At 69.6% G+C, this 21753-nt stretch carries 18 protein-coding genes; 16 read left to right on the top strand and 2 right to left on the bottom strand.

Going from position 1 to position 21753, the window contains the following annotated elements; all coding sequences use genetic code 11:
* The first annotated feature begins 150 nt into the window (after positions 1-150).
* From OZ671_RS15425 to OZ671_RS15390, 8 genes are all read left to right on the top strand, one after another.
* On the top strand, positions 151-522 hold the full coding sequence (locus tag OZ671_RS15425) for a hypothetical protein (protein WP_268861572.1): 372 nt from the start codon (positions 151-153) through the stop codon (positions 520-522).
* Between the two features lie 64 nt (positions 523-586).
* Positions 587-1834: an efflux RND transporter periplasmic adaptor subunit gene (locus OZ671_RS15420; protein WP_268861571.1), complete on the top strand. Its 1248-nt coding sequence runs from the start codon at positions 587-589 to the stop codon at positions 1832-1834.
* Positions 1835-1844: 10 nt separating this feature from the next.
* A complete protein-coding gene (locus OZ671_RS15415) occupies positions 1845-5090 on the top strand; it encodes an efflux RND transporter permease subunit (protein ID WP_268861570.1) in 3246 nt (1081 codons plus the stop codon).
* Positions 5091-5335: 245 nt separating this feature from the next.
* Positions 5336-6139: a phytanoyl-CoA dioxygenase family protein gene (locus OZ671_RS15410; protein WP_268861569.1), complete on the top strand. Its 804-nt coding sequence runs from the start codon at positions 5336-5338 to the stop codon at positions 6137-6139.
* A 385-nt stretch (positions 6140-6524) separates the two neighbouring features.
* Positions 6525-8096: an ABC transporter substrate-binding protein gene (locus OZ671_RS15405; protein ID WP_268861568.1), complete on the top strand. Its 1572-nt coding sequence runs from the start codon at positions 6525-6527 to the stop codon at positions 8094-8096.
* Between the two features lie 64 nt (positions 8097-8160).
* Positions 8161-9138, top strand: a complete 978-nt coding sequence (locus tag OZ671_RS15400) for an ABC transporter permease (protein WP_268861567.1) — start codon at positions 8161-8163, stop codon at positions 9136-9138.
* 10 nt (positions 9139-9148) lie between these two features.
* Positions 9149-9985: an ABC transporter permease gene (locus OZ671_RS15395; protein WP_268861566.1), complete on the top strand. Its 837-nt coding sequence runs from the start codon at positions 9149-9151 to the stop codon at positions 9983-9985.
* Position 9986: 1 nt separating this feature from the next.
* Positions 9987-11663, top strand: a complete 1677-nt coding sequence (locus tag OZ671_RS15390) for an ABC transporter ATP-binding protein (protein WP_268861565.1) — start codon at positions 9987-9989, stop codon at positions 11661-11663.
* Between the two features lie 19 nt (positions 11664-11682).
* On the opposite strand, the gene OZ671_RS15385 is transcribed toward OZ671_RS15390, so the two are convergent.
* Both OZ671_RS15385 and OZ671_RS15380 read right to left on the bottom strand, forming a co-directional pair.
* A complete protein-coding gene (locus tag OZ671_RS15385; protein ID WP_268861564.1) occupies positions 11683-12408 on the bottom strand; it encodes a GntR family transcriptional regulator in 726 nt (241 codons plus the stop codon).
* 30 nt (positions 12409-12438) lie between these two features.
* Positions 12439-13014: a VOC family protein gene (locus OZ671_RS15380; RefSeq protein ID WP_268861563.1), complete on the bottom strand. Its 576-nt coding sequence runs from the start codon at positions 13012-13014 to the stop codon at positions 12439-12441.
* Between the two features lie 177 nt (positions 13015-13191).
* Between OZ671_RS15380 and OZ671_RS15375 the strand changes: the two genes are divergently transcribed.
* From OZ671_RS15375 to OZ671_RS15340, 8 genes are read left to right on the top strand one after another with little or no spacing between them, the layout of a single operon-like run.
* A complete protein-coding gene (locus OZ671_RS15375) occupies positions 13192-15366 on the top strand; it encodes an alpha-ketoacid dehydrogenase subunit alpha/beta (RefSeq protein ID WP_268861562.1) in 2175 nt (724 codons plus the stop codon).
* 4 nt (positions 15367-15370) lie between these two features.
* Positions 15371-16204: a 2-oxo acid dehydrogenase subunit E2 gene (locus OZ671_RS15370; protein WP_268861561.1), complete on the top strand. Its 834-nt coding sequence runs from the start codon at positions 15371-15373 to the stop codon at positions 16202-16204.
* Between the two features lie 29 nt (positions 16205-16233).
* Positions 16234-17286 (top strand): histone deacetylase family protein, encoded by a 1053-nt coding sequence (locus OZ671_RS15365; RefSeq protein ID WP_268861560.1) that lies wholly within the window; start codon positions 16234-16236, stop codon positions 17284-17286.
* 44 nt (positions 17287-17330) lie between these two features.
* Positions 17331-17717: a RidA family protein gene (locus OZ671_RS15360; RefSeq protein WP_038303677.1), complete on the top strand. Its 387-nt coding sequence runs from the start codon at positions 17331-17333 to the stop codon at positions 17715-17717.
* Positions 17718-17736: 19 nt separating this feature from the next.
* Positions 17737-19164 (top strand): amidase, encoded by a 1428-nt coding sequence (locus tag OZ671_RS15355; protein ID WP_268861559.1) that lies wholly within the window; start codon positions 17737-17739, stop codon positions 19162-19164.
* A 28-nt stretch (positions 19165-19192) separates the two neighbouring features.
* Positions 19193-19999 (top strand): shikimate dehydrogenase family protein, encoded by an 807-nt coding sequence (locus OZ671_RS15350; protein ID WP_268861558.1) that lies wholly within the window; start codon positions 19193-19195, stop codon positions 19997-19999.
* 27 nt (positions 20000-20026) lie between these two features.
* The gene (locus tag OZ671_RS15345) at positions 20027-20962 is read left to right on the top strand and encodes an aminotransferase class IV (RefSeq protein ID WP_268861557.1); all 936 of its coding nucleotides are present in this window, start codon (positions 20027-20029) and stop codon (positions 20960-20962) included.
* A 3-nt stretch (positions 20963-20965) separates the two neighbouring features.
* Positions 20966-21727 carry an SDR family NAD(P)-dependent oxidoreductase gene (locus OZ671_RS15340; RefSeq protein ID WP_268861556.1) on the top strand — a complete coding sequence of 254 codons (762 nt, stop codon included), beginning with the start codon at positions 20966-20968 and terminating at the stop codon, positions 21725-21727.
* The last annotated feature ends 26 nt before the right edge of the window (positions 21728-21753 follow it).

Below are 21753 nucleotides of genomic sequence, written 5' to 3'. Positions count from 1 at the left end.
GAAATACGCCGACGCGCTTTCTCCATTACATCCCTCAGGCCAGGCCGCCGTTCCGCGGCTGCGGCAGCGGCCATGCGGCGCGCTGTCCGTTGCCGGCGCGTGTCCGGCGCGAGGGGTCCGTGACGGGCCCGTTCACGGAGGATGTTCCCCATGCTGAAACATGTCCTGGCCGCGGTCCTGGCTGCCGGCCTTTCCACGGCGGCCCTGGCGAGCGGCCCCGAGCGCGGCCCGAACGGCGGCTGGAAGGTGGATGCCGGTGCGCGCCACCATGTCGAGGTGGTGCTCGACGGCTCGACCAACGTGGTCGTCTACGTCAGCAACGAGCGCTCCCAGCCGATTCCGGCGGCCGGTTTCGCCGGCAATGCGACCATCGTCGTCAACGGCACGACACATCGGTTCCCGCTCGCCGCGGGCGAAGGTTCCCGGCTGACCGGAACGGCGCCGGCGCCGATTCCTGCGGGTTCGAAGGGCGCGATCCAGCTCACCGTTCCCGGCGGCTCGACGGTGCGCGCCACCTTCTGACCGCACGCTCCCCCGCTTTCGCTTGCCGCCGGACCGGGCGGCCCGGCCGTGCAAGGACAGATTCATGAAGCCGATCATCATCGCGGCCTCGGCGCTGGCCGCCGGCATCGCCCTGAGCGTCGCAGTGCCGCAGGTGCCGCAGGGCGCGCGCGGGCTGCTGACGCTGGCAGGGGTGCTGGCGCCGCAGGGGGTGAATGCCAGCGCGCCGGCGGAAGGCGGCGAAGCGGGGCACGGAGCCGGCGAAGCCGAGGGCGTGCTGCGCATGGATGCGGCGCGCATCGAGCAGGCGCGCATCACGCTGGCGCCAGTCGAGGGCGGCACGCTGGAGCGGCACCTCGCCGTGCCCGGCCTCGTGACCCCGGACCGCGAGCGGATCTGGCGCATTGCCGGCAAAGTGATTGGCACCGTGGCCGAGCTGCGCAAGACGCTCGGCGACACCGTCACGCAGGGCGAGGTGGTCGCCATCCTCGACAGCCGCGAGGTGGCCGACGCCAAGAGCGAATATGTCAGCGCCCAGGTCAATCTCGACCTGCAGAAGACGCTGTTCGAGCGTTCGGAAGCGCTGTGGCGCCGGCAGGTCCAGACCGAGCAGCAATATCTGCGCGACCGCAACGCCTTCATCGAAGCCGAGCAGCGGCTGCGGCTCGCACGCCAGAAGCTGTCGGCGCTGGGTGTCTCGGAGCAGGAGGTGCGCGGCTTGTCGCAGCAGACGGTCAACGGCCTCCAGCGCTACGAGATCCGCGCGCCGGGTACCGGCCGGATCGTCGAGCGGCTGGTCGATCTCGGCACACCGATGGGCGGCGAGGGCGAGGCCAAGGAGCTGTTCGTGGTGGTCGACCTCTCCTCGGTCTGGGTCGAGCTGACCGTTTCGACCGGCGATCTCGCCGAGATCAAGGAAGGCAACACCGTGCGCATCAGCGCGGCCGGCACCAGCCGGCGCTCGGTCGGTCGGGTGATGTTCGTCAATCCGCTCCTCAACGCCGAGACGCGGTCGGCACGCGTGGTCGCGATCATCGACAACAAGGACCAGGCCTGGCGGCCGGGCACCTTCGTCAATGCCGAGGTGACGATCGAGCAGGTCAAGGTGGACGTGCGCGTGCCGCGCGCCGCGCTGCAGACCATGGAAGGCTCGCCCGTGGTCTTCGTGCGCACCGAAACCGGCTTCGAGCGGCGCAAGGTGGTGATCGGCAAGGAGGATGACGAATTTGTCGAGATCGCCTTCGGCGTCGACCCGGGCGAGGTGATCGCCACGGCCAACACCTTCCTCCTGAAGGCCGAGCTCGGCAAGTCCGAAGCCGAGCACTCGCACTGAGGCCGCTCCGATGATCGCCCGCATCCTCGCCTTCTCGGTGCATCAGCGCTGGCTGGTCGTGCTCCTGACGTTCGCCGCGGCGGCGTTCGGCATCTGGTCGCTGACCAAGCTGCCGATCGACGCTGTGCCCGACATCACCAACAACCAGGTGCAGATCAATACGCTGGCGCCGGCCCTGTCGCCTGTTGATGTCGAGAAGCAGGTGACCTTTCCGCTGGAGACGGCGCTCGCCGGCATTCCCGGCCTCGAATATACCCGCTCGCTGTCGCGCAACGGCTTTTCGCAGGTGACCGCGGTCTTCTCCGAGCGCACCGACATCTATTTCGCCCGCCAGCAGGTGGGCGAGCGCCTGCGCGAGGCCGAGCGCACCATGCCGGTCGGCGTCTCGCCGCGCATGGGTCCGATCTCCACCGGCCTCGGCGAAATCTACATGTGGGCCGTGCATTTCAAGCCGGAGGGACAGCGCACGATCGCCGCGGCCGGCGCTCCGGGCTGGCAGCGCGACGGCAGCTACCTGACCCCGGAAGGCCAGCGCCTGACGACCGAGGTGGAGCGGGCGGCCTACCTGCGCACGGTGCAGGACTGGATCATCCGGCCGCAGCTGCGCACCGTGCCGGGGGTCGCCGGCGTCGACGTCATCGGCGGCTTCGAGAAGCAGTTCATGGTCCAGCCGGACCCGGCGAAGCTGACCGCGCTGAATCTGTCCCTGACCGACGTCGCGACCGCGCTCGAGAACAACAATGCCAATCGCGGCGCCGGCTATGTCGAGCGCAACGGCGAAGGCTACCAGGTGCGCGCCGCCGGGCGCCTGGAGACGATGGCCGACATCGGCAATGTCGTGGTGGCGACCCGCGGCGGCGTGCCGATCCGCATCCGCGACATCGCCGAGATCGGCATCGGCCGCGAGCTGCGCACCGGCAGCGCCAGCGAGGATGGGCGCGAGGTGGTCATCGGCACGGCCCTGATGCTGATCGGCGGCAACAGCCGGGCGGTGTCGGCGGCGGTCGACGCCAAGATGAAGGAGATCGGCCGCGGGCTGCCGCCGGGGGTCGAGGCCAAGACCGTGCTGAACCGCACGGTGCTGGTCGATGCCACCGTCAAGACGGTGGCCAAGAACCTTGCCGAGGGGGCGCTGCTCGTCATTCTCGTCCTGTTCCTGATGCTCGGCAATTTCCGGGCGGCGCTGATCACCGCCCTGGTCATTCCGGTCGCCATGCTGCTGACCGTCACCGGCATGGTGCAGGGCCGGATCAGCGCCAATCTGATGAGCCTCGGCGCGCTGGATTTCGGGCTGATCGTCGACGGCGCGGTGATCATCGCCGAGAACAGCCTGCGCCATCTGGCCGAACGGCAGCACGAGCTCGGCCGCAGGCTGACGCTCGGCGAACGGCTGAGCACGGTGATCGAATCGGCGGAGGAGATGATCAAGCCCTCGGTGTTCGGGCAGATGATCATCATCCTCGTCTATGTGCCGCTGCTCACCTTCTCGGGCGTCGAGGGCAAGATGTTCGAGCCGATGGCGCTGACCGTGATCATCGCGCTCGTCGCCGCCTTCGTCCTGTCGCTGACCTTCGTGCCGGCGATGATCGCCATCGCCATTACCGGCCGCGTGCAGGAAAAGGACAACATGTTCGTGCGCGGCCTGCGCCGCCTTTACGCGCCGCTGCTGAACCGCGCGGTCGGCCGACCGGCGCTGATGATCACGCTGTCGGTCGTGCTGCTCGCCGGCGCCGGGCTGATGTTCGGCCGGCTCGGCCAGGAGTTCATCCCGCAGCTCGACGAAAAGAACATCGCCATGCAGGCGCTGCGCATTCCGAGCGTCTCGCTGTCGCAGTCGCAGGCCATGCAGCTCGACGTCGAGCGCGCGGTGAGCCGCTTTCCGCAGGTCGCCTACGTCTTCTCCAAGACCGGCACGGCGGAAATGGCGGCCGACCCGATGCCGCCGAACGCCTCCGACACCTTCATCATGCTCAAGCCCCAAGCCGAGTGGCCGGACCCCGGCTTGGCCAAGGCCGAGCTGATCGAGCAGATCAAGGCGGCCGTCGAACAGCTCGTCGGCAACAACTACGAGTTCACCCAGCCGATCCAGATGCGCTTCAACGAGCTGCTGGCCGGGGTGCGCGGCGATCTCGCGGTCAAGGTGTTCGGCGAGGAGTTCGAGCCGATGCTGCGGACTGCCAACCAGATCGCGGCGGCGCTGCGCGCGACGCCCGGCGCCGAGGACGTCAAGGTCGAGCAGGTCGGCGGCCTGCCGTTCCTGGAGATCCGCATCGACAAGGCGGCGATCGCCCGCATGGGTCTCAGCACCTTCCAGGTGCAGGAGGTGATCGGCGCGGCGCTCGGCGGCCGCGACGCCGGCGTGATCTTCGAGGGCGACCGCCGCTTCCCGGTCGTGGTGCGCCTGCCGGACGCGGTCCGCGAGGACATCGAGAAGCTGAAGCACCTGCCGGTGCCGATCGCCGCCGAAGGCACGGGCCGGGCGACCTCCATCCTGCTCGAGCAGGTGGCGAGCCTCACCTTCGTCGAGGGGCCGAACCAGATCTCGCGCGAGAACGGCAAGCGGCGCGTCGTGGTCACCGCCAATGTCCGCGGCCGCGACATCGCCTCGGTGGTCGAGGAGGCCCAGGCCAAGGTCGCGCGGATCCCGCTGCCGGCGGGCTATTACGTCACCTGGGGCGGCCAGTTCGAAAACCTCGCGGCCGCGCGCCAGCGGCTGATGGTGGTGGTGCCGGCCTGCTTCTTCCTGATCTTCCTGCTGCTCTATTCGGCGCTCGGCACGCCGCGCGACGCGCTGCTGGTGTTCAGCGCCGTACCCCTCGCTCTGACCGGCGGCATCGCGGCCCTCTGGCTGCGCGGCATGCCCTTCTCGGTGGCGGCCGCGGTCGGCTTCATCGCGCTGTCGGGCGTCGCCGTGCTGAACGGCCTGGTCATGCTGACCTATATCAAGCAGCTCCTGGCGGAAGGGCTCGGCCAGCGCGAGGCGATCCTGCGTGGCGCGCTGACCCGGCTGAGGCCGGTCGTCATGACCGCGCTGGTCGCTTCCCTCGGCTTCGTGCCGATGGCGGTCGCGACCGGCACGGGGGCCGAGGTGCAGAAGCCGCTCGCGACCGTCGTCATCGGCGGCCTGATCAGCGCGACCCTGCTGACGCTGCTGGTGCTGCCGGCGCTCCATGCGCGCTTCGGCGGAAACCGTGCGGCCGAGACGGACGAGGCGCCGCCCGTCCCTGCGCCGGCGGCCCCGGCGAGCGGCGCTTGATCGGGCCGACGGCGGCGGGCTATGGTCCCGCCGCCATGATGTTCTCCATTCGCAACAGCGCCGCGGCCTTCTTCCTCGCCTGATCGCGGCCTTGCCCGCCTTGCGGGCTGGAAGAGGGGCGACAGCCCCGTCCGGATCTGGTGCCAAGCGGTCAGGACGGCCGCGCCGGTCCGGCCAGGTTTCCCGCCAGCCGCCCCGCCAGGAAGCGGAGGCCTTGCTGCTGGCCATCGTTGCGAGACATCACCATGCCGCATTCCGGCGAAACGACGCGCGCGCTCGGCGCCGCTGATATCGATCACTTCATCACCCAGGGCTTTGTCAGGATCGACGAGGCCTTTCCCGCCACCCGGGCCGAGGCGGCGCGGGCGCGGCTCTGGCGCGACACGGGCTGCGATCCCGATGACCCCGCCACCTGGACGCGCCCGGTCGTCCGGCTCGGACACTATACGGACGACGTCTTCGTCGGCAGCGCCAACACGCCGGTGCTGCACCGGGCCTTCGACCAGCTGGTCGGCAGCGGCGGCTGGCTTGCCTGCCGCAGCATGGGCACCTTCCCCGTGCGGTTTCCGTCGGCCGAGGATCCGGGCGATGCCGGTTGGCACATCGATGTCAGCTTCGGTTTCGACAATCCCGACTTCATGGCCTGGCGCGCCAATGTCGGCTCGCGCGGACGGGCGCTGCTCATGCTGTTCCTGTTTTCGGATGTCGGGCCCGACGATGCGCCGACCCGCATCCGGGCGGGCTCGCACCGCGACATCGCCCGGCAGCTCGCGCCGGCGGGGGAGGCCGGCCTGACGCTCGGCGCGCTGGCGGCGGACGGCTTTGCCGGCTCGGCGCATCGTGAGGAGGTGCTGGCGACCGGCCCGGCGGGCACGGTCTATCTCTGCCATCCGTTCCTCGTCCATGCCGCGCAGCCGCACCGCGGCACGACGCCGCGCTTCCTCGCCCAGCCGCCGCTGCTGCCGGCGCGGCCGGTACTGTCGGCAGGAGCTGGCGGCCGCCTTGCGCCGGTCGGCCGCGCGATCGTCGAGGCCCTCGCGCAGACCTGACGGATGAAGGAGGCCGGCCGGCTCGCGGTGCCGGCCGGCCTCCGCCCGTGGGCCCGGCATGATCGCGCAAACCAGGCCGAGCCGGCGGCTCACGTCATTGGATCCAATGAGTTGATTATGCGCCTGAAAAATTGGGTAGTTTTGGCGCGATGTAAATTTATTGGATCCATTCACTTGACAGCCGGTTCGTTCTGCGGCCCATTAGACCTCGTTCCAACGGGACGCCCCGGCTTGAGCCGAGGGCGTGCAAACGACCGGTTTCCCGCCCTGCTGCAGCTGTGTGCGCCCGCATCAGGTCGAATGGCAGACCGCGCAGGCGGACGGGCGATCGGGCTCGGCCCGCCGCATCCGATGGATCCATTCATGCCGATGGGAGGGGCAGACCATGACCGGACTTTCGCGCAGGCATTTCAGCGCCGCGGTTCTTGCCGCGTCGACCATGCCGCTCCATGCCGCCGAACCGCGCTTGCGCGGCGGCGTGCTCAACCTGATCGCGCAGCCGGAGCCGGCGACGCTCGCCCTCGGACTCAACCTGCAGGCGCCGACCATCTATATCGGCGGCAAGATCTTCCAGGGCCTCCTGACCTATTCGGAAAAGCTCGAGCCGCGTCCCTCTCTGGCGCGCAGCTGGGCGGTGTCCGCCGACGGTCTGACTTACACGTTCACGCTGCAGGACAATGTGCGCTGGCATGACGGCCAGCCGTTCACGGCCGAGGACGTGGTGTTCAGCGCCGGCACCTTGCTGCGCGAGGCACATCCGCGCTGGCGGCTGATCCACGAGACCTATGTCGCCGAGGTTGCGGCCGGTCCCGGCGGCACGGTGGTGTTCCGCCTGAAGAAGCCGTTCTCGGCCTTCCTCTACGCCTTCGAGCTGAGCTCGCTGCCGATCCTGCCGAAACATGTCTATGCCGGCACCGACTACCGCACCAATCCGGCCAATCTGGCACCCGTCGGCACCGGCCCGTTCAAGTTCAAGGCCTGGCGCCGCGGCCAGCACATCCATCTCGTCCGCAACGAGGACTATTGGAAGCCGGAGCGGCCGTTCATCGACGAGATCTATTTCCGCATCATCCCCGATGCCGCCTCGCGCGCCATCGCCTTCGACCGCGGCATCGTCGACGTGCTGCGCAGCGGCGATGCCGAAGGTTTCGAGATCCGCCGCATCGTCGCCCGGCCCAATGTGATCAGCACGACCAAGGGCGAGGAGATGTATGCGCCTCACGCCTTCCTGCAGATGAACCTGCGCCGCCCGCCGTTCGACAGCAAGCTGGTGCGCAAGGCGGTGATGCATGCGCTCGACCGGACCTTCATCGCCCGCAACATCTGGTTCGGCTGGGCGACTCCGGCGCGCGGCGCGGTATCTTCCTCGACCCGCTTCTACACGCCCGATGTGCCGCAATATGCCTACGACCTGAAGCTGGCAAAAGACCTGCTCGAGCGCTCCGGCGTCGACAGGGCGAGCCTCAGGATCAGGCTGCTGCCGCTGCCCTATGGCCAGCAATGGGACCGGCTCGCCGAATATATCAAGCAGCAGCTCGCCCAGATCGGCTTCGACGTCACCATCCAGGCCACCGATGTCGCCGGCTGGTCGCAGGCGGTCTCCGACTGGAACTTCGACGCGGCGCTCAACTACACCTACCAGTACGGCGACCCGGCGCTCGGCGTCGCCCGCCACTATCTCTCGACCAACATCATCAAGGGAACGCCGGCGGCGAACAACCACGGCTATGCCAATGCGGAGGCCGACCGGCTGTTCGCGGAGGCCGCAGGCGCCATTTCCGAGGCCTCGGCGCGCGAGGCCTATGCCAAGGTGCAGGCGCTGCTCGCCGACGAGGTCGCGCTCGGCTGGCTCTTCGAGATGCGCAGCGTCGTGGTGAGCCGGCCGGCGGCGCGCGATCTCGTCACCACCGCCATCGGCGTGTCCGACGCGCTCGACGAAGCCTGGATCGCAAGGTGAGCCGCCGGGCGCGTCCGGCTCCGCCCGGCGCGCCGCTACCCTGGATCCAGCGCGGAGAACGACATTGAGACATCTGGATTTCGCCGCGCGCCGGCTGGCCAAGGCCCTGGCCGTGCTGATCGGTGTGGTCGTGCTGAACTTCACGCTCATCCACCTCGCGCCCGGCGACCCCGCCGCGGTCTTCGCGGGCGAGGCCGGAGCCGGCGACGAGGCCTTCCTCGCCGAGCTCAAGATCCGCTTCGGCCTCGACCAGCCCGCCTGGTGGCAATTGTGGCTCTATCTGAAAGGCGTCGCCGCCGGCGATCTCGGCTTTTCCTATCGCAATCAGGTGCCCGTGCTCACGCTCATCGCCGAGCGGCTGCCGGCGACGCTGCTGCTGACCGGCTGCGCCTTCCTGTTCTCGCTCGCGCTCGGCACGGCGCTCGGCGTCGCCGCCGCGCGCCGCCGCGGCGGGGCGGTCGACAGCATGGTCATGGCGGGCGCGCTCGTCTTCTACGCGACGCCGCTGTTCTGGATCGCGCTCATGGCCGTGCTGGTCTTTTCCGTGCACCTCGAATGGTTCCCGCCATTCGGCATGGAGAGCCTCGGCGGCGACGCCCGGGGGCTTGCCCGCATGTTCGACATCGCCTGGCATCTCGTCCTGCCGACCGTCACGCTCGGCCTGTTCTTCACCGCGGTCTATGCCCGGCTGATGCGCGCCTCGATGCTGGAGGTGCTCGGCCTCGACTTCGTCAAGACGGCACGTGCCAAGGGCGTGCCGCAAGCTCTCATCGTCCGGCGCCATGTCCTGCGCAATGCGCTGCTGCCGGTCTTTACCCTGGCGAGCGTCCAGGCCGGCCAGCTCGTCGGCGGCGCCGTGCTGACGGAAACGGTGTTCGCCTGGCCGGGCATCGGCCGGCTGATGTTCGACGCGCTGATGCAGCGGGACTATCCGGTCATCCTGGGCGTCTTCCTGGTCACGGCGGCGGTCGTGGTCCTCGTCAATCTCCTGTCGGATCTTTGCTACGGCCTCGTCGATCCGCGCATCGAACTCGCCGGTTGAGACAACCTCCATGACCTTCCTGCGTCGCTACATCGCCAATCCCGGCGCGGCCATCGGGCTCGGCATCATTCTCGTCACGGCGCTGGTGGCGATCGCCGCGCCGCTCATCTTTCCGGCCAGCCCCTGGCAAAGCGCGGGCGAGCCGCTGCTGCCGCCGTTCCGGGACTGGTCGTTTCCGCTCGGCACGGATCTGCTCGGCCGCGACATCGCCGCCGGCCTCGCCTATGGCGCGCGCGTCTCGCTGCTGGTCGGCGTGGTCTCGACCCTGGTCTCGGTGCTGGCGGGCATCTCCATCGGCGCACTGGCCGGCTACTACGGCGGACATGTCGACGATATGCTGATGCGCTTCACCGAATTCTTCCAGACCATCCCGGCCTTCGCCATGGCGATCGTGCTGGTCGCCATCTTCAGCCCGTCGATCGCCTCGATCACCCTGGCGATCGCGGTCGTCTCCTGGCCGCCGGTGGCGCGCCTGGTGCGGGGCGAGTTCCTCAGCCTCAGGTCGCGCGAATTCGTCCAGGCGGCGGTCGTGATCGGCCAGAGCGGCCCGCGCATCATGATCTCGCAGATCCTGCCCAATGCGGTTTCGCCGATCGTCGTCATGGCCTCGCTGATGGTCGCCACCGCCATCCTGACCGAAAGCGCGCTGTCCTTCCTCGGGCTCGGCGACCGCAACATGATGAGCTGGGGGTTCATGATCGGCGCGGCGCGGACCATGCTGCGCGAGGCCTGGTGGATGAGCGTCTTCCCCGGCCTCACGATCCTCGCGACCGTGCTCGCCATCAATCTCATCGGCGAGGGGTTGAACGATGCGATGAACCCGCAGCTCAGGGACCGGCGAGGCTGACATGAACCGAGCCCCTTCCGACATGGCCGGCGCGCCGCTGCTCAGCGTCGAGAACCTGACCATTCCGCTGCCTCCGGGCATGGACCGGGCACATGCCGTCGAGCGGCTGAGCTACGAGGTGAAGGCCGGCGAGATCGTCTGCGTGGTCGGCGAATCCGGCTCGGGCAAATCGATGACCGCCAACGCCGTTATGGGCCTGCTGCCGGCCTATCTCAGGCCGTCGTCCGGGCGGCTCATCCTGCAAGGGCGCGATCTCCTCGCCATGCCCGAGCCGGAGCGCGAGACCCAGCGCGGCCGCACGGTGGCGATGATCTTCCAGGAGCCGCTGTCGGCACTCAACCCGCTGATGCGCGTCGGCGACCAGATCGCGGAGGTGATGGAGGTGCATGGCGAGCGCGATGCCGTGCGCAACGCGGCGCGCGTCGCCGAGCTCATCGCCTATGTCGGCCTGCCCGATCCTGCCGAGCTCGTCCGGGCCTATCCGTTCCGCCTCTCCGGCGGCCAGCGCCAGCGCGTGATGATCGCCATGGCCCTGGCGCTGGAGCCGGCCCTCCTCATCGCCGACGAGCCGACGACGGCGCTCGACGTCACCACGCAGGCCCAGATCCTGGAGCTGATCCGCAGGATCCAGCGCGCCAAGGGCATGGGGGTGATGTTCATCACCCACGATTTCGGGGTCGTCGCCGACATTGCCGACCGCGTGGTGGTGATGGAGCGCGGCTGCGCCGTCGAACAGGGTGCCGCCGCCGCGGTGCTGAACCATCCGGCGCATCCCTACACCCGCCGGCTGGTGGCCGCGGTGCCGCATGGCAGGGCGAATGCCGCGCCGGCCGGGGCCGGTCGGCAACCCCTGCTGGAGGTCCGCAATCTCATGAAGACCTATCGCAGCGGCGGCGGCCTGTTCTCCAGGCCGCGCGTGGTCAGCGCGGTGGACGGGATCGACCTGACCCTGGCGGCGGGCGAGACGCTCGGCCTCGTCGGCGAATCCGGCTCGGGCAAATCGACGCTCGGCCGCTGCCTGCTCAAGCTGCTCAGCGTCGACGGCGGCGAGATCCTGTTCCGCGGGCGCGATGTCGTACCGCTGTCTCAGGCGGCGTTCAGGCCGCTGCGCCGGCACATGCAGATGATCTTCCAGGATCCCTTCGCCTCGCTCAATCCGCGCCAGACGGTCGGGCGCATCCTCAGCGACGGGCCGGTCGCCAACGGCAGCGGCCGGGATGATGCGATGGCCAAGGCGCGGGACCTGCTCGCGCTGGTCGGGCTCGAACCGTCGGCCATCGATCGCTATCCGCACGAGTTCTCCGGCGGCCAGCGCCAGCGGATCGGGATTGCGCGGGCGCTCGCGCTGGAGCCGGATCTGCTGGTCGCGGACGAGAGCGTCTCCGCGCTCGACGTCTCGGTCCAGGCGCAGGTCCTCGATCTCCTTCAGGAGCTGAAGGCGAAGCTGGGGCTCGCCATGATCTTCATCACCCACGACCTCAGGGTGGCAGCCCAGATTTGCGACCGGATCGCGGTCATGCACCGCGGCAGCATCGTGGAATGCGGTCCGGCGGCGCAGATCTTCGATGCGCCGGTCCATCCCTATACGCGCCGGCTGATCGCCGCCGTTCCCGGCCGGTCCTGGCAGCCGCCGCGGGGACCGCAGGCGCTGCCGCAGGGCGCCACCATGGCATCCTGAGGATGGCGCGATCGCGCGGCTAGCGCCCGGCCTTCCGGCCGCGCGGCTTCGCCTCGAAAATATCCTGGTGGCGCTCGAGCTCGAGGCGCGTGCGCCGGATATGGCCATAGAGGATGCGCTCGGCCTCTTCGGCATCGTGCCGCTTCAGCGCCTCGATCAGCAGGCGGTGCTCGTAATGCACCAGCCTGAGGCCCTCCACGCCCATGACGGTGGCAAAGGCCCGCCGATAGTGCTGTGTCGAATTCCAGAAGCGCTCGATCATCCGGTTGAGCTTCGGCATGTTCGACGGGCCGTAGCTCATCAGGTGGAATTCGCGGTCGAGGCGAATGAAATCCTCGATGTCCTCGATCTGCTCCATCTCGGTGGCGAGCTGCTCCATCCGTTCGAGAATGGCGGCCGGCAGGCTGCCGGCGCCCTCCCCGAGCGCCAGGGGCTCCAGCCGCTCGCGCATCTTGTAGACCTCGATGCATTCGGCAAGGTCGAGCTTGGCGACCCAGGCGCCGCTGTTGGGCACCAGGATGATCAGGCCTTCGCTCTCCAGCCGCTTCAGCGCTTCGCGCACCGGCAGGCGGCTGGTGCCGAACTCGTCGGCCAGCTCCTCCTGCCGGATCCGCGAACCCGGCGTGAAGCGGCCGCCGAGGATCGCGGAACGGATCGCGGCGGTGACGCGCTCGCTGGCGACGGGCGAGCTGGCGGAGGGATCCGGCTGCTCGAATTCTGCCGTCGGAAGATGGAAATCGGCCATGGCACTTCGATCCGGGCGATGCCCGCGAGGCTAGAGGTTCGGGGCTGCAGGATGCCACAGTCGCCGGGACGTGTCCCGTTCGTAGGCCTTGCCGCCGGGAAAGCTCAGAAGCTCGAGCTGCATGCCCCAGGGGGTCAGGAAATAGACCCAGGTCTGGCCGGCGCTCGGCCCGCTGGTGCGTACCGTCGGCTCGCCCAGGACGCGTACGCCATGGGCTTTCAGATACGCGACCGCGGCTGCGATGTCGTCGACATAGAAGCCGAGGTGATGGCCTCCGACATCCGAATTGCGCGGCTGTGTGACGTTCTGATCCGGCGCGGCATATTCGAAGATCTCGAAATTCGGCCCGGTCCGGCAGCGCAGGAACTTCAGCCGCTTCATGGTGGTGCGCGGATGAACGCCGAGATGCGCGGCCATCCAGTCGTCCGCCGCCTGGAACGGGCCCAGCTCGTAGAAGGGCTCGCAACCGATGACCCGCACGAAGAAGTCGATCGCCTGGTCGAGGTCCGGCACGGTGAAGCCGATATGTTCGGTGCCCCTGAGGCCGGGCAGGCCGGGGCCTGGGGCTGGTCCTTCCGCAGGGCCGGCGGAACGCGTCGTGGTCATCGTGGTGAGTCCTCCAATCAAAAATGGATCCAATAAAGCCAAATGATCGGGCAAATGGAAACTAGAATCCATTCATTGGATCCATTCTCTTGACACGGAGGCAGGACGGCGACTATCCCTGGCGCTGACGACGGGCCGCGCGACATTCGCCGCGCGCCGATGCACGAGGGCATGCCGATGGCGAGATCCACCCCCATGCGCAGCCAGGCGCCCTGGCTCGGCTTCGAGGCTTCGAAAGCCGATTGGTCGAAGGCGGACCGGGGACTGCTCGACACGATGCTGACCCAGCTCCATCTCGTCCGCGCCTTCGAGGAGGTGGTGCTGCAGCTCGCCGGCGAGGGACTGGTCCACGGCCCGGCCCATTCCTCGATCGGCCAGGAGGGCGGAGCGGTCGGATCCATCCTGGCGCTCCGCACCGACGACCAGATCAACGGCTCGCACCGCGGCCACCACCAGTTCCTGGCCAAATCGCTTCTGACGGTGGCGCCGGACGGGCTCGATCCACGCGGCAGCTTCCGCGGGCCGGTGCGCGACCTCATGAAGCGGGCGCTCGCCGAAATCATGGGCCTGGCCCAGGGCTTCTGCCGCGGGCGGGGCGGCTCCATGCATCTGCGCTGGGCGGAGGCTGGCGTGCTCGGCACCAATGCCATCGTCGGCGGCGGCGTGCCGCTCGCGGCGGGTGCGGCCTGGGCGCACAAGCAGGCCGGTACCGATGTCGTCGCGGTCACCTATTTCGGGGACGGCGCGGTCAATATCGGCTCGGTGCTCGAGACGATGAACCTTGCGGCGACCTGGAGGCTGCCGCTCTGCTTCTTCATCGAAAACAACGGCTATGCCGTCGCCACGACAGTGGATGAAGCCACCGCCGAGCCGCGCCTGTCGTCGCGCGGCCAGGCCTTCGGCATTCCCGCCTGGCGGGTCGACGGCATGAATCCGCTGGCGACCCATCTCGCCATGACCGCGGCAGTCCAGCATATGCGCTCGGGCGCCGGGCCGGTCATCGTCGAGGCCGAGGTCTACCGCTACTTCCATCAGAATGGCGGTCTGCCGGGCAGTGCATTCGGCTATCGCTCCAAGCAGGAAGAAGCGGACTGGCGCCAGCGCGATCCGCTGGACCGGGTCGCTCGGGAAATGGTGGCGCTGTCGCTGATCGACGACGGCGTCGTGGCGGATCTGCGCGATCGCAGCCGCGCCCTGATGGCGGAGCTTGCAGGCGAACTGACCGAGCCGGCCGGCGGCAACCGCCGGCGCATCCCCGACAATCTCTGGCCATCGGCGGATTTCCGCGACGTCGGCGTCCGCGGCGACCTCTCCGAACTGGCCGGCCGGCGCGAGAGCGCGCCCGAAAGCCACGCCGGCCGCATCGAGGAGCGCAAGTTCGTCGACGTCATTGCCGACGTCATCGGGCGGCGCATGGAAACCGATCCCGGCATCGTCGTCCTCGGCGAGGACATCCACCGGCTCAAGGGCGGCACCAATGGCGCGACGCGCGGCCTGAAGGAGCGGTTTCCCGACCGGATCCTCGGCACGCCGATCAGCGAGAACGCCTTCTGCGGGCTCGGCGGTGGCATCGCCATGGATGGCCGCTACCGGCCGATCATCGAGTTCATGTATCCGGATTTCATGTGGGTGGCAGCCGACCAGGTGTTCAACCAGATCGGCAAGGCGCGCCACATGTTCGGCGGCGACCTTCAGGTCCCGCTGGTGCTGCGCACCAAGGTGGCAATGGGGACGGGCTACGGGTCGCAGCATTCGATGGATCCGGCCGGCATCTTCGCCACGGCGCCCGGCTGGCGCATCGTCGCGCCCTCCACGCCGTTCGACTATGTCGGCCTGATGAACGCCGCGCTCGCCTGCAGCGACCCGGTCCTCGTCATCGAGCACGTCGATCTCTACGCATCGTCCGGGCCCGCGCCGGTCGACGATCTCGACTTCATCATCCCGTTTGGCAAGGCGGCGGTCCGCCGGAGCGGCAGCCGCGCCACCGTCCTGACCTATCTCGCCATGGTCCCGCAGACCCTCGCGGCGGTCGAGGCGATGGGGGCCGATGTCGAGGTGATCGACTTGCGCACGCTCGACCGGGCCGGGCTCGACTGGGACACGATCGGCCGCTCCATCACCAAGACCAACCGGGTGGTCATCGTCGAGCAGGGAGTTCGCGGCACGTCCTACGGCGCCTGGCTCGCCGACGAGATCCAGCGGCGCTTCTTCGACTGGCTCGATCATCCGATCGAACGGGTCACCGGGGGCGAGGCTTCGCCGAGCATTTCCAAGGTGCTCGAACGTGCCGCCTTCGCGGGTGTCGCCGAGGTCGCCGAGGCGCTCGCCGGCCTGATCGGCGAGCGGGTCTGACGCGATGACGCAGGCATCGGCTGCTCAACGGACAGGAGAGGCCGGAGGAGGGCGCGTCTTTGCGACGCCGCTCGCCCGCAGGCTCGCCCGCGACAATGGCCTCGATCTCGCTTGCCTCCGCGGCAGCGGCCCGCGCGGCCGGATCGTCGAACGGGACATCCGCGGCGCCCTGGCCGGACGGGCTATCCCGTCGCCGCGGCCGCCAGGCGCGGCGGAGGCTGGACCGGCGCCCGCGCCGCTGGCCGCGACGCTGGGGCTTTCGCATTTCCAGATCGATTGCGAGATCGATGCCCTGCAGGCCCTGCGCGCCGAGCTGAATGCCGCCCGCCCCGCGGCGGCACGGCTGTCGCTCGCCGATTTCCTCATCCGTGTCGCGGCGGTCGCGACGCGGCGCGTGCCAGCCTTTGCCGGCGAAGCCGACGCGGTCGACCTCGCCCTGGTTCTCACCGGTGCCGCGGGCGAAGCCATGCCGGTGCTGCGGGCCGCGGATCGCAAACCGCTGTCGATCATCCACCGAGAGACCCGCGCGCTCGCCGAACGCGCCCGCAGCGGCACACTGGCTGCTGCCGACCAAGCCGGGGGGCTGCTCGCGCTCGCCAATCCGGGTCGCGAGGGCATCAGGCATGCAGCGATGGCGCTTCCGCCGGCGCGGTCAGTCCTGTGCAGTTTCGGCGCGGCCGAGCGGCGCCCGCGTCTTGCCGGCGGCGCGGTGGTCGAGAGCGAGACGATCGGCCTGACCCTGTCGGTCGATGGCGGCAGGATCAATCCTGCGGCCGCGGCCGACTGGCTGAAAACGTTCAGGAGCCTCATCGAGGCTCCCTTGTCCGTGCTGGTGTGAGCAGAAACGATCAGAGGCGGGAAACGGCGATGCATATCCTCCACTCCGAAAAACACGCATTGCATGTGCCCGGCGATGTCATGCGCCTCGGCGTCTACCGCCCCGGCCGCGACCTGCCCGAGCGCGTCGCGGTGCTGCGCAAGGCGGCGCTCGCCGCAGGCCTGACGCCGGCCGAGGCGAAGGACCACGGCATGGCGCCGATCGCAGCGGTGCATTCGCCGGAATATCTCGACTTCCTGGCGGTCGCCCATGCCGAGTGGAGCAAGCTCGAAGGGGCCTCGGAGCGCGTCTTCGCCAATATCTTCCCGGTGCGCGGCATGGTCGGCGGCTACCCGACCTCCATTGTCGGGCGCGCCGGCTACCACATGCACGATCAGCTCGCGCCGATCGGTCCCGGAACCTTCGAGGCCGCCGTCGCCGCGGCCAATCTGGCGGCGGATGCGGCGGCGCGTCTGCTCGCCGGCGAAGCGGCGGTCTATGCGCTCTGCCGTCCGTCCGGCCATCACGCCTATGGCGACATGGGGGGCGGCGCGACCTATCTGAACAATGCCGCCATCGCGGCCCAGTACCTGCTGCGGCGCCTCGGCCGCGTCGCGCTCATCGACATCGACGTCCACCACGGCAACGGCACGCAGGGCATCTTCTATGATCGCGCCGACGTCCTGTTCGTCTCGCTGCACCGGGATCCCACCGACTACCATCCCTATTTCGTCGGCTACGGACACGAGCGCGGCGCCGGCGCGGGCCTTGGCTACACCCTGAACCTGCCGCTTCCCGCCGGCACCGGCGACGAGGCCTATCTCGCCGCCCTTGGCACGGCCTGCGACCGGATCGCGGCCTATGCGCCCGACGCCCTGGTGGTCTCGCTGGGGCTCGATGCCCATCGGGAGGATCCGAGCCTCGGCCTCGACCTCAGCCACGAGGGCTTCGCCCGGATCGGGGGTGCGCTCGGCCGCCTTGGCCTGCCGACCGCCCTGATCCAGGAGGGCGGCTACAATGTCGCGACCATCGGGCAGTCGCTCGGAGCCTTCCTCGACGGCTTCACCGGGGCCCATTTCATTTCGAACAAAGGCAGGCGCTGAGCGCCGGGCCGCCGCCGCACGGCGAACATCCAAGGAAACCCGTCATGAAACACCTGATCGCTCCCGATATCGCCCCGCCCTTCGGCAAATACAGCCATGCCGTCGAGATCCCGCCGGGCGCCCGTGTCCTGTCGATCGCCGGCCAGGTCGGCTGCGATGCCGGCGGCCATGTGCCCGACAGCGCGGCGGCGCAGACCGAGCTCGTCTTCGCCAATATCGAGCGGGTTCTCGCCGCCGCCGGGATGACCCTCGGCGATCTCGTCAAGCTCAACCTGTTCGTCGTCTCGCGCGAGGATCTGCCGGCCATCCGGGAGGTCCGCAACCGGATCCTGCCGACACCGCCGCCGGCCATGTCGCTCATGCTCGTCGCCGGGCTCGGCCAGGAAAGCTGGCGGCTCGAAGTGGACGGCATCGCCGCCCGAGTCGACTGACCGCGACGGGGGCGGATCGATGACCGACGAACTTCTTCGCCTGGACGGGCTCGGCCAGGCCGCGCTGGTCGCATCCGGCGCGATCTCTCCGGCCGAGCTGCTCGACGCTGTCATCGCCCGGATCGAGGCGCTGAACCCGGCGATCAACGCGGTGATCATGCCTCTCTATGACGAGGCGCGGGCAGCGATCGCGGCCGGACTGCCGGAGGGGCCGTTCCGGGGCGTGCCGTTCCTCGTCAAGGATTTCTACTGCCATGTGGCGGGCACGCCGACCACCAATGGCAGCAAGCTGTTCGTCGGCAATGTCGTCGATCACGACAGCGAGCTGACCCGCCGCTACCGCTCGGCCGGCCTGGTGATCGCGGGCAAGACCAACGTGCCGGAAATGGTGACGATCGGCACGACCGAGCCGATGCTCTACGGTCCGACCCGCAATCCCTGGCATGTCGGCCATTCCGCCGGCGGCTCCAGCGGCGGCGCGGCGGCGGCGGTTGCCGCCGGCTTCGTCGCCCTGGCCCATGCCAATGACGGCGCCGGTTCGACCCGGATCCCCGCCTCCTCCTGCGGCCTGTTCGGACTGAAGCCCTCGCGCGGCCGGATCACGCTCGGCCCGGATGTCGGCGAGTCGATCGGCGGCATCACCAGCGAACATGTCGTCACCCGGTCGGTGCGCGACAGCGCAGCCATGCTCGATGCGACCGCCGGCTCCATGCCGGGCGATCCCTATCGCGCGCCGGCGGCGCAGGGCAGCTTCCTCGCCGCGCTCGCGCAGCGCGACCGGCCGCTGCGGATCGCGGTGATGGACGAGGCGCTGTTCGCCACCGAGGTCGACCCGCGCTGCCGCGCCGCCGTCGCCGAGGCCGCGGATCTGCTCGGCGGGCTCGGCCACGCCGTGACCTGGACCCGTCCGGCCGTCGACGGCGAAGCCTTCCATCGGGCGCTGCGCCGGTTCTGGCCATTGACCGTGACGCGCGGCATCACCGCCGCCGCCGAAGCGCGCGGCCTTGCCGTCGACGATCTCGCGCGCGAGCTCGAGCCGCTCAACCAGTATCTCGTCGAGCTCGGCCGGCGACGGCTCGCCGTCGACTATATCGGCGATCTCGTCTGCTTCCAGACGCTCACGCGCGGCCTTGGCCGCTTCCTCGACGAATACGACGTCCTGTTGACCCCGACGCTCGCCTTCCCGCCACCGCCGCTCGGCTACTACGACGCGGCGCGGGTCGGCGGCGAGGCGGCATTCGACCGCGTGATCGCCTCGTTCGCCTTCACCGCGCCGGCGAATGTCGCCGGCCTGCCGGCGGCGAGCGTGCCGTTCGCGGCGACCGGCGAGGGGCTGCCGATCGGCATCCAGATCACCGCCGGTCTCGGCGGCGAGCATGTGCTGTTCCGCCTTGCCGCGGAGATCGAGAAGGCCCGGCCCTGGGCGCATCTCCATCCGAAGCTTTGACGCCGTGCCGCTCCCCCGAACCGAGCCCATGCCCATGCAGATCTCCGGCACCACCCGTCTCGTCGGCCTTCTCGCCGATCCGATCGCCCAGGTCCGGACGCCCCAGGCCTTCAATGCCCTCTTCGCCGAACGTGGGCTCGATGCGGTGACGGTCGGGCTGCATGCCGCCGCCGAAGGCCTCGCCGAGGCCTGGCGGGGCCTTGCCCGGCTCGGCAATCTCGCAGGTTTCGTCGTCTCCATCCCGCACAAGCTCGACGCCGCCCGCCTCTGCGACGAGCTCGGGCCGCGCGCCCGGCTCGCCGGCACGGTCAATGCCGTCAGGCGCGAGCCTGACGGGCGGCTCGTCGGCGAAACCTTCGACGGCGAAGGCTTCGTCACAGGCCTGAGGGCCGAAGGTTTCGATCCGGCCGGCGCCCGCGTCCTGCTGGCGGGAGCCGGCGGCGCGGCGGCGTCGATCGCCTTTGCGCTGGCCGCGGCGAGGGCCGGGAGCATCGACATCGTCAACCGCAGCCCGGCCAGGGCGAAGGATCTCGCCGGCCGGATCGCCGCGGCCTGCCCGCGGCTCGCCGTCTCGGCCAGCGCCACGGGCAGGCCCGGCGCCGATCTGGTCGTCAACGCGACCTCGCTCGGACTGTCGCCCGGGGACGGTCTGCCGTTCGACGCGGCGCTGATCGGGCCGGGATCCTGGGTCGCCGAGGCGCTCATCGCGCCGATGCCGACCGCGCTCGCCCATGCCGCCGCCGCGCGGAGCGCCCGCCATATCGATGGCAGGCCCATGCTGAACGGGCAGCTCATGCCGCTGCTCGGCCATATCCTGCCCGATCATTTCGCCTGATCTGAATGCAACGACCGCGAGGCCGCCATGACCCATGCCGCTCTGCCCGATGCCGTTCTGCCCGCAGCCCCTCCGTCCGAGGGCATCGCCTATGTCGACGGCCAGTATGTGCCGCTCGGCGAAGCCCGGATCCCGATCATCGATCGCGGCTTCGTCAGGTCGGACGCAACCTATGACGTGGTCCATGTCTGGAAGGGGCGCTTCTTCCGGCTCGACGACTATGTCGACCGCTTCTACGCGTCGATGGCGGGCCTGCGCATGACGCTGCCCTGCTCGCGCGCCGAGCTGATCGAGATCCTGCATCAATGCGTCAGCCGCAGCGGCCTCAGGGACGCCTATGTCCAGATGACCTGCACGCGCGGCGTGCCGCCACGCGGCACCCGCGATCCGCGGCTCTGCCAGAACCGGCTCTACGTCTTCGCGCAGCCCTTCGTCTGGATCGCCAATGACGAGCAGCGGCGCGACGGCCTCAGCATGATCGTCGCCTCGCAGCAGCGCATTCCGCCCGAGGCGGTCGATCCGCGGATCAAGAACTTCCACTGGCTCGACCTGACCATGGGCATTTTCGAGGCCTATGACCGCGACGCGGTGGTGGCGGTCCTGCCGGACCGGGACGGCAACGTCACCGAGGGCGCCGGCTTCAACCTGTTCGCGGTCAGGAACGGCCGGCTGGCGACGCCCGACCGCGGGGTGTTCGAGGGCATGACCCGGCGCACGATGATCGAGCTCGCCGCCGAGCTGCAGATCCCGGTCGAGGTCCGGCCGGTCAGCGTGGCCGAACTCGCGGAAGCCGACGAGATCTTCCTGACCAGCACGGCGGGCGGGGTGATGCCGGTCACGCGGCTCGACGGCCGGCAGCTCGGCGACGGCCGGCCCGGTCCCATCGCGCGCCGGCTGCACGACCTCTACTGGCAGCGCCATGACGAGGGCTGGCTCGCCACCCCGGTCATCTATGCGGACTGACCCATGACACGTGATCATGACGTCGTGCTGGTCACCGGTGGCACCCACGGCATCGGCGCGGCCACGGTGCGCCGGCTTGCGGCGGCCGGCGCCCGGGTGGTGTTCACCGGCCGGGACGAGACCGCCGCCGCCGCGCTCGCGGCGACGGCGCCGGGCGCGGTCTTCGTGGCCGGTGATGCGAGCGATGAAACGCACTGCCTCGAGGCGGTGGCAGCAGCAATGCGGCTCGGCGGCGGTCGGATTGCGGGACTGGTCAACAATGCCGGCATGACCGCCCGCCAGGATTTCGCACGGGCGACCGTCGCCGACTGGGACAGGCTGATGGCGGTCAATGTCCGTTCGGCCTTCCTGTTCACCCGGCACGCGCTCGCGGGCCTCGCGGCGGCGGGCGGCGCCGTGGTGATGATGTCGTCGGTCGCGGGCAAGGTCGGCGAAGAGGGATTGGCGCTCTACAGCGCGTCCAAGGCGGCGCTGCTCGGCCTGACCCAGGCGCTTGCGCTGGAGATCGGCGCGAGCGTGCGCGTCAATGCCATCTGCCCGGGCCAGGTCGAGACGCGCATGATGGCGGCGACGCTGGCCATCCCCGGACGGCGCGCCCAGCTTGCGAGCCGCATCCCGGCGAACCGGCTCGGCACGCCGGACGACATTGCCGAAGCGGTCGCCTGGCTTCTGTCGCCGCAATCCTCCTTCGTCAACGGCACCATCCTGACCGTCGACGGCGGCGAGACTGCCGGGCTGAAGAACATGGCGCCGCGTGGCGACTGACGAAGGCAGCGTCCGCTTCACGCGAC

This window comes from Phreatobacter sp. AB_2022a (assembly GCF_026847585.1).
Lineage (GTDB): Bacteria > Pseudomonadota > Alphaproteobacteria > Rhizobiales > Phreatobacteraceae > Phreatobacter.
The sequence above is the reverse complement of the archived record's forward strand: the minus strand, read 5'-3'. Positions and strand labels throughout refer to the sequence as shown.

Coding starts and splice junctions, on each gene's coding strand:
- OZ671_RS15425 (WP_268861572.1), top strand. CDS start 151: ATGCTGAAACATGTCCTGGCCGCGGTCCTGGCTGCCGGCCTTTCCACG.
- OZ671_RS15420 (WP_268861571.1), top strand. CDS start 587: ATGAAGCCGATCATCATCGCGGCCTCGGCGCTGGCCGCCGGCATCGCC.
- OZ671_RS15415 (WP_268861570.1), top strand. CDS start 1,845: ATGATCGCCCGCATCCTCGCCTTCTCGGTGCATCAGCGCTGGCTGGTC.
- OZ671_RS15410 (WP_268861569.1), top strand. CDS start 5,336: ATGCCGCATTCCGGCGAAACGACGCGCGCGCTCGGCGCCGCTGATATC.
- OZ671_RS15405 (WP_268861568.1), top strand. CDS start 6,525: ATGACCGGACTTTCGCGCAGGCATTTCAGCGCCGCGGTTCTTGCCGCG.
- OZ671_RS15395 (WP_268861566.1), top strand. CDS start 9,149: ATGACCTTCCTGCGTCGCTACATCGCCAATCCCGGCGCGGCCATCGGG.
- OZ671_RS15390 (WP_268861565.1), top strand. CDS start 9,987: ATGAACCGAGCCCCTTCCGACATGGCCGGCGCGCCGCTGCTCAGCGTC.
- OZ671_RS15385 (WP_268861564.1), bottom strand. CDS start 12,408: ATGGCCGATTTCCATCTTCCGACGGCAGAATTCGAGCAGCCGGATCCC.
- OZ671_RS15380 (WP_268861563.1), bottom strand. CDS start 13,014: ATGACCACGACGCGTTCCGCCGGCCCTGCGGAAGGACCAGCCCCAGGC.
- OZ671_RS15375 (WP_268861562.1), top strand. CDS start 13,192: ATGGCGAGATCCACCCCCATGCGCAGCCAGGCGCCCTGGCTCGGCTTC.
- OZ671_RS15370 (WP_268861561.1), top strand. CDS start 15,371: ATGACGCAGGCATCGGCTGCTCAACGGACAGGAGAGGCCGGAGGAGGG.
- OZ671_RS15365 (WP_268861560.1), top strand. CDS start 16,234: ATGCATATCCTCCACTCCGAAAAACACGCATTGCATGTGCCCGGCGAT.
- OZ671_RS15360 (WP_038303677.1), top strand. CDS start 17,331: ATGAAACACCTGATCGCTCCCGATATCGCCCCGCCCTTCGGCAAATAC.
- OZ671_RS15355 (WP_268861559.1), top strand. CDS start 17,737: ATGACCGACGAACTTCTTCGCCTGGACGGGCTCGGCCAGGCCGCGCTG.
- OZ671_RS15350 (WP_268861558.1), top strand. CDS start 19,193: ATGCCCATGCAGATCTCCGGCACCACCCGTCTCGTCGGCCTTCTCGCC.
- OZ671_RS15345 (WP_268861557.1), top strand. CDS start 20,027: ATGACCCATGCCGCTCTGCCCGATGCCGTTCTGCCCGCAGCCCCTCCG.
- OZ671_RS15340 (WP_268861556.1), top strand. CDS start 20,966: ATGACACGTGATCATGACGTCGTGCTGGTCACCGGTGGCACCCACGGC.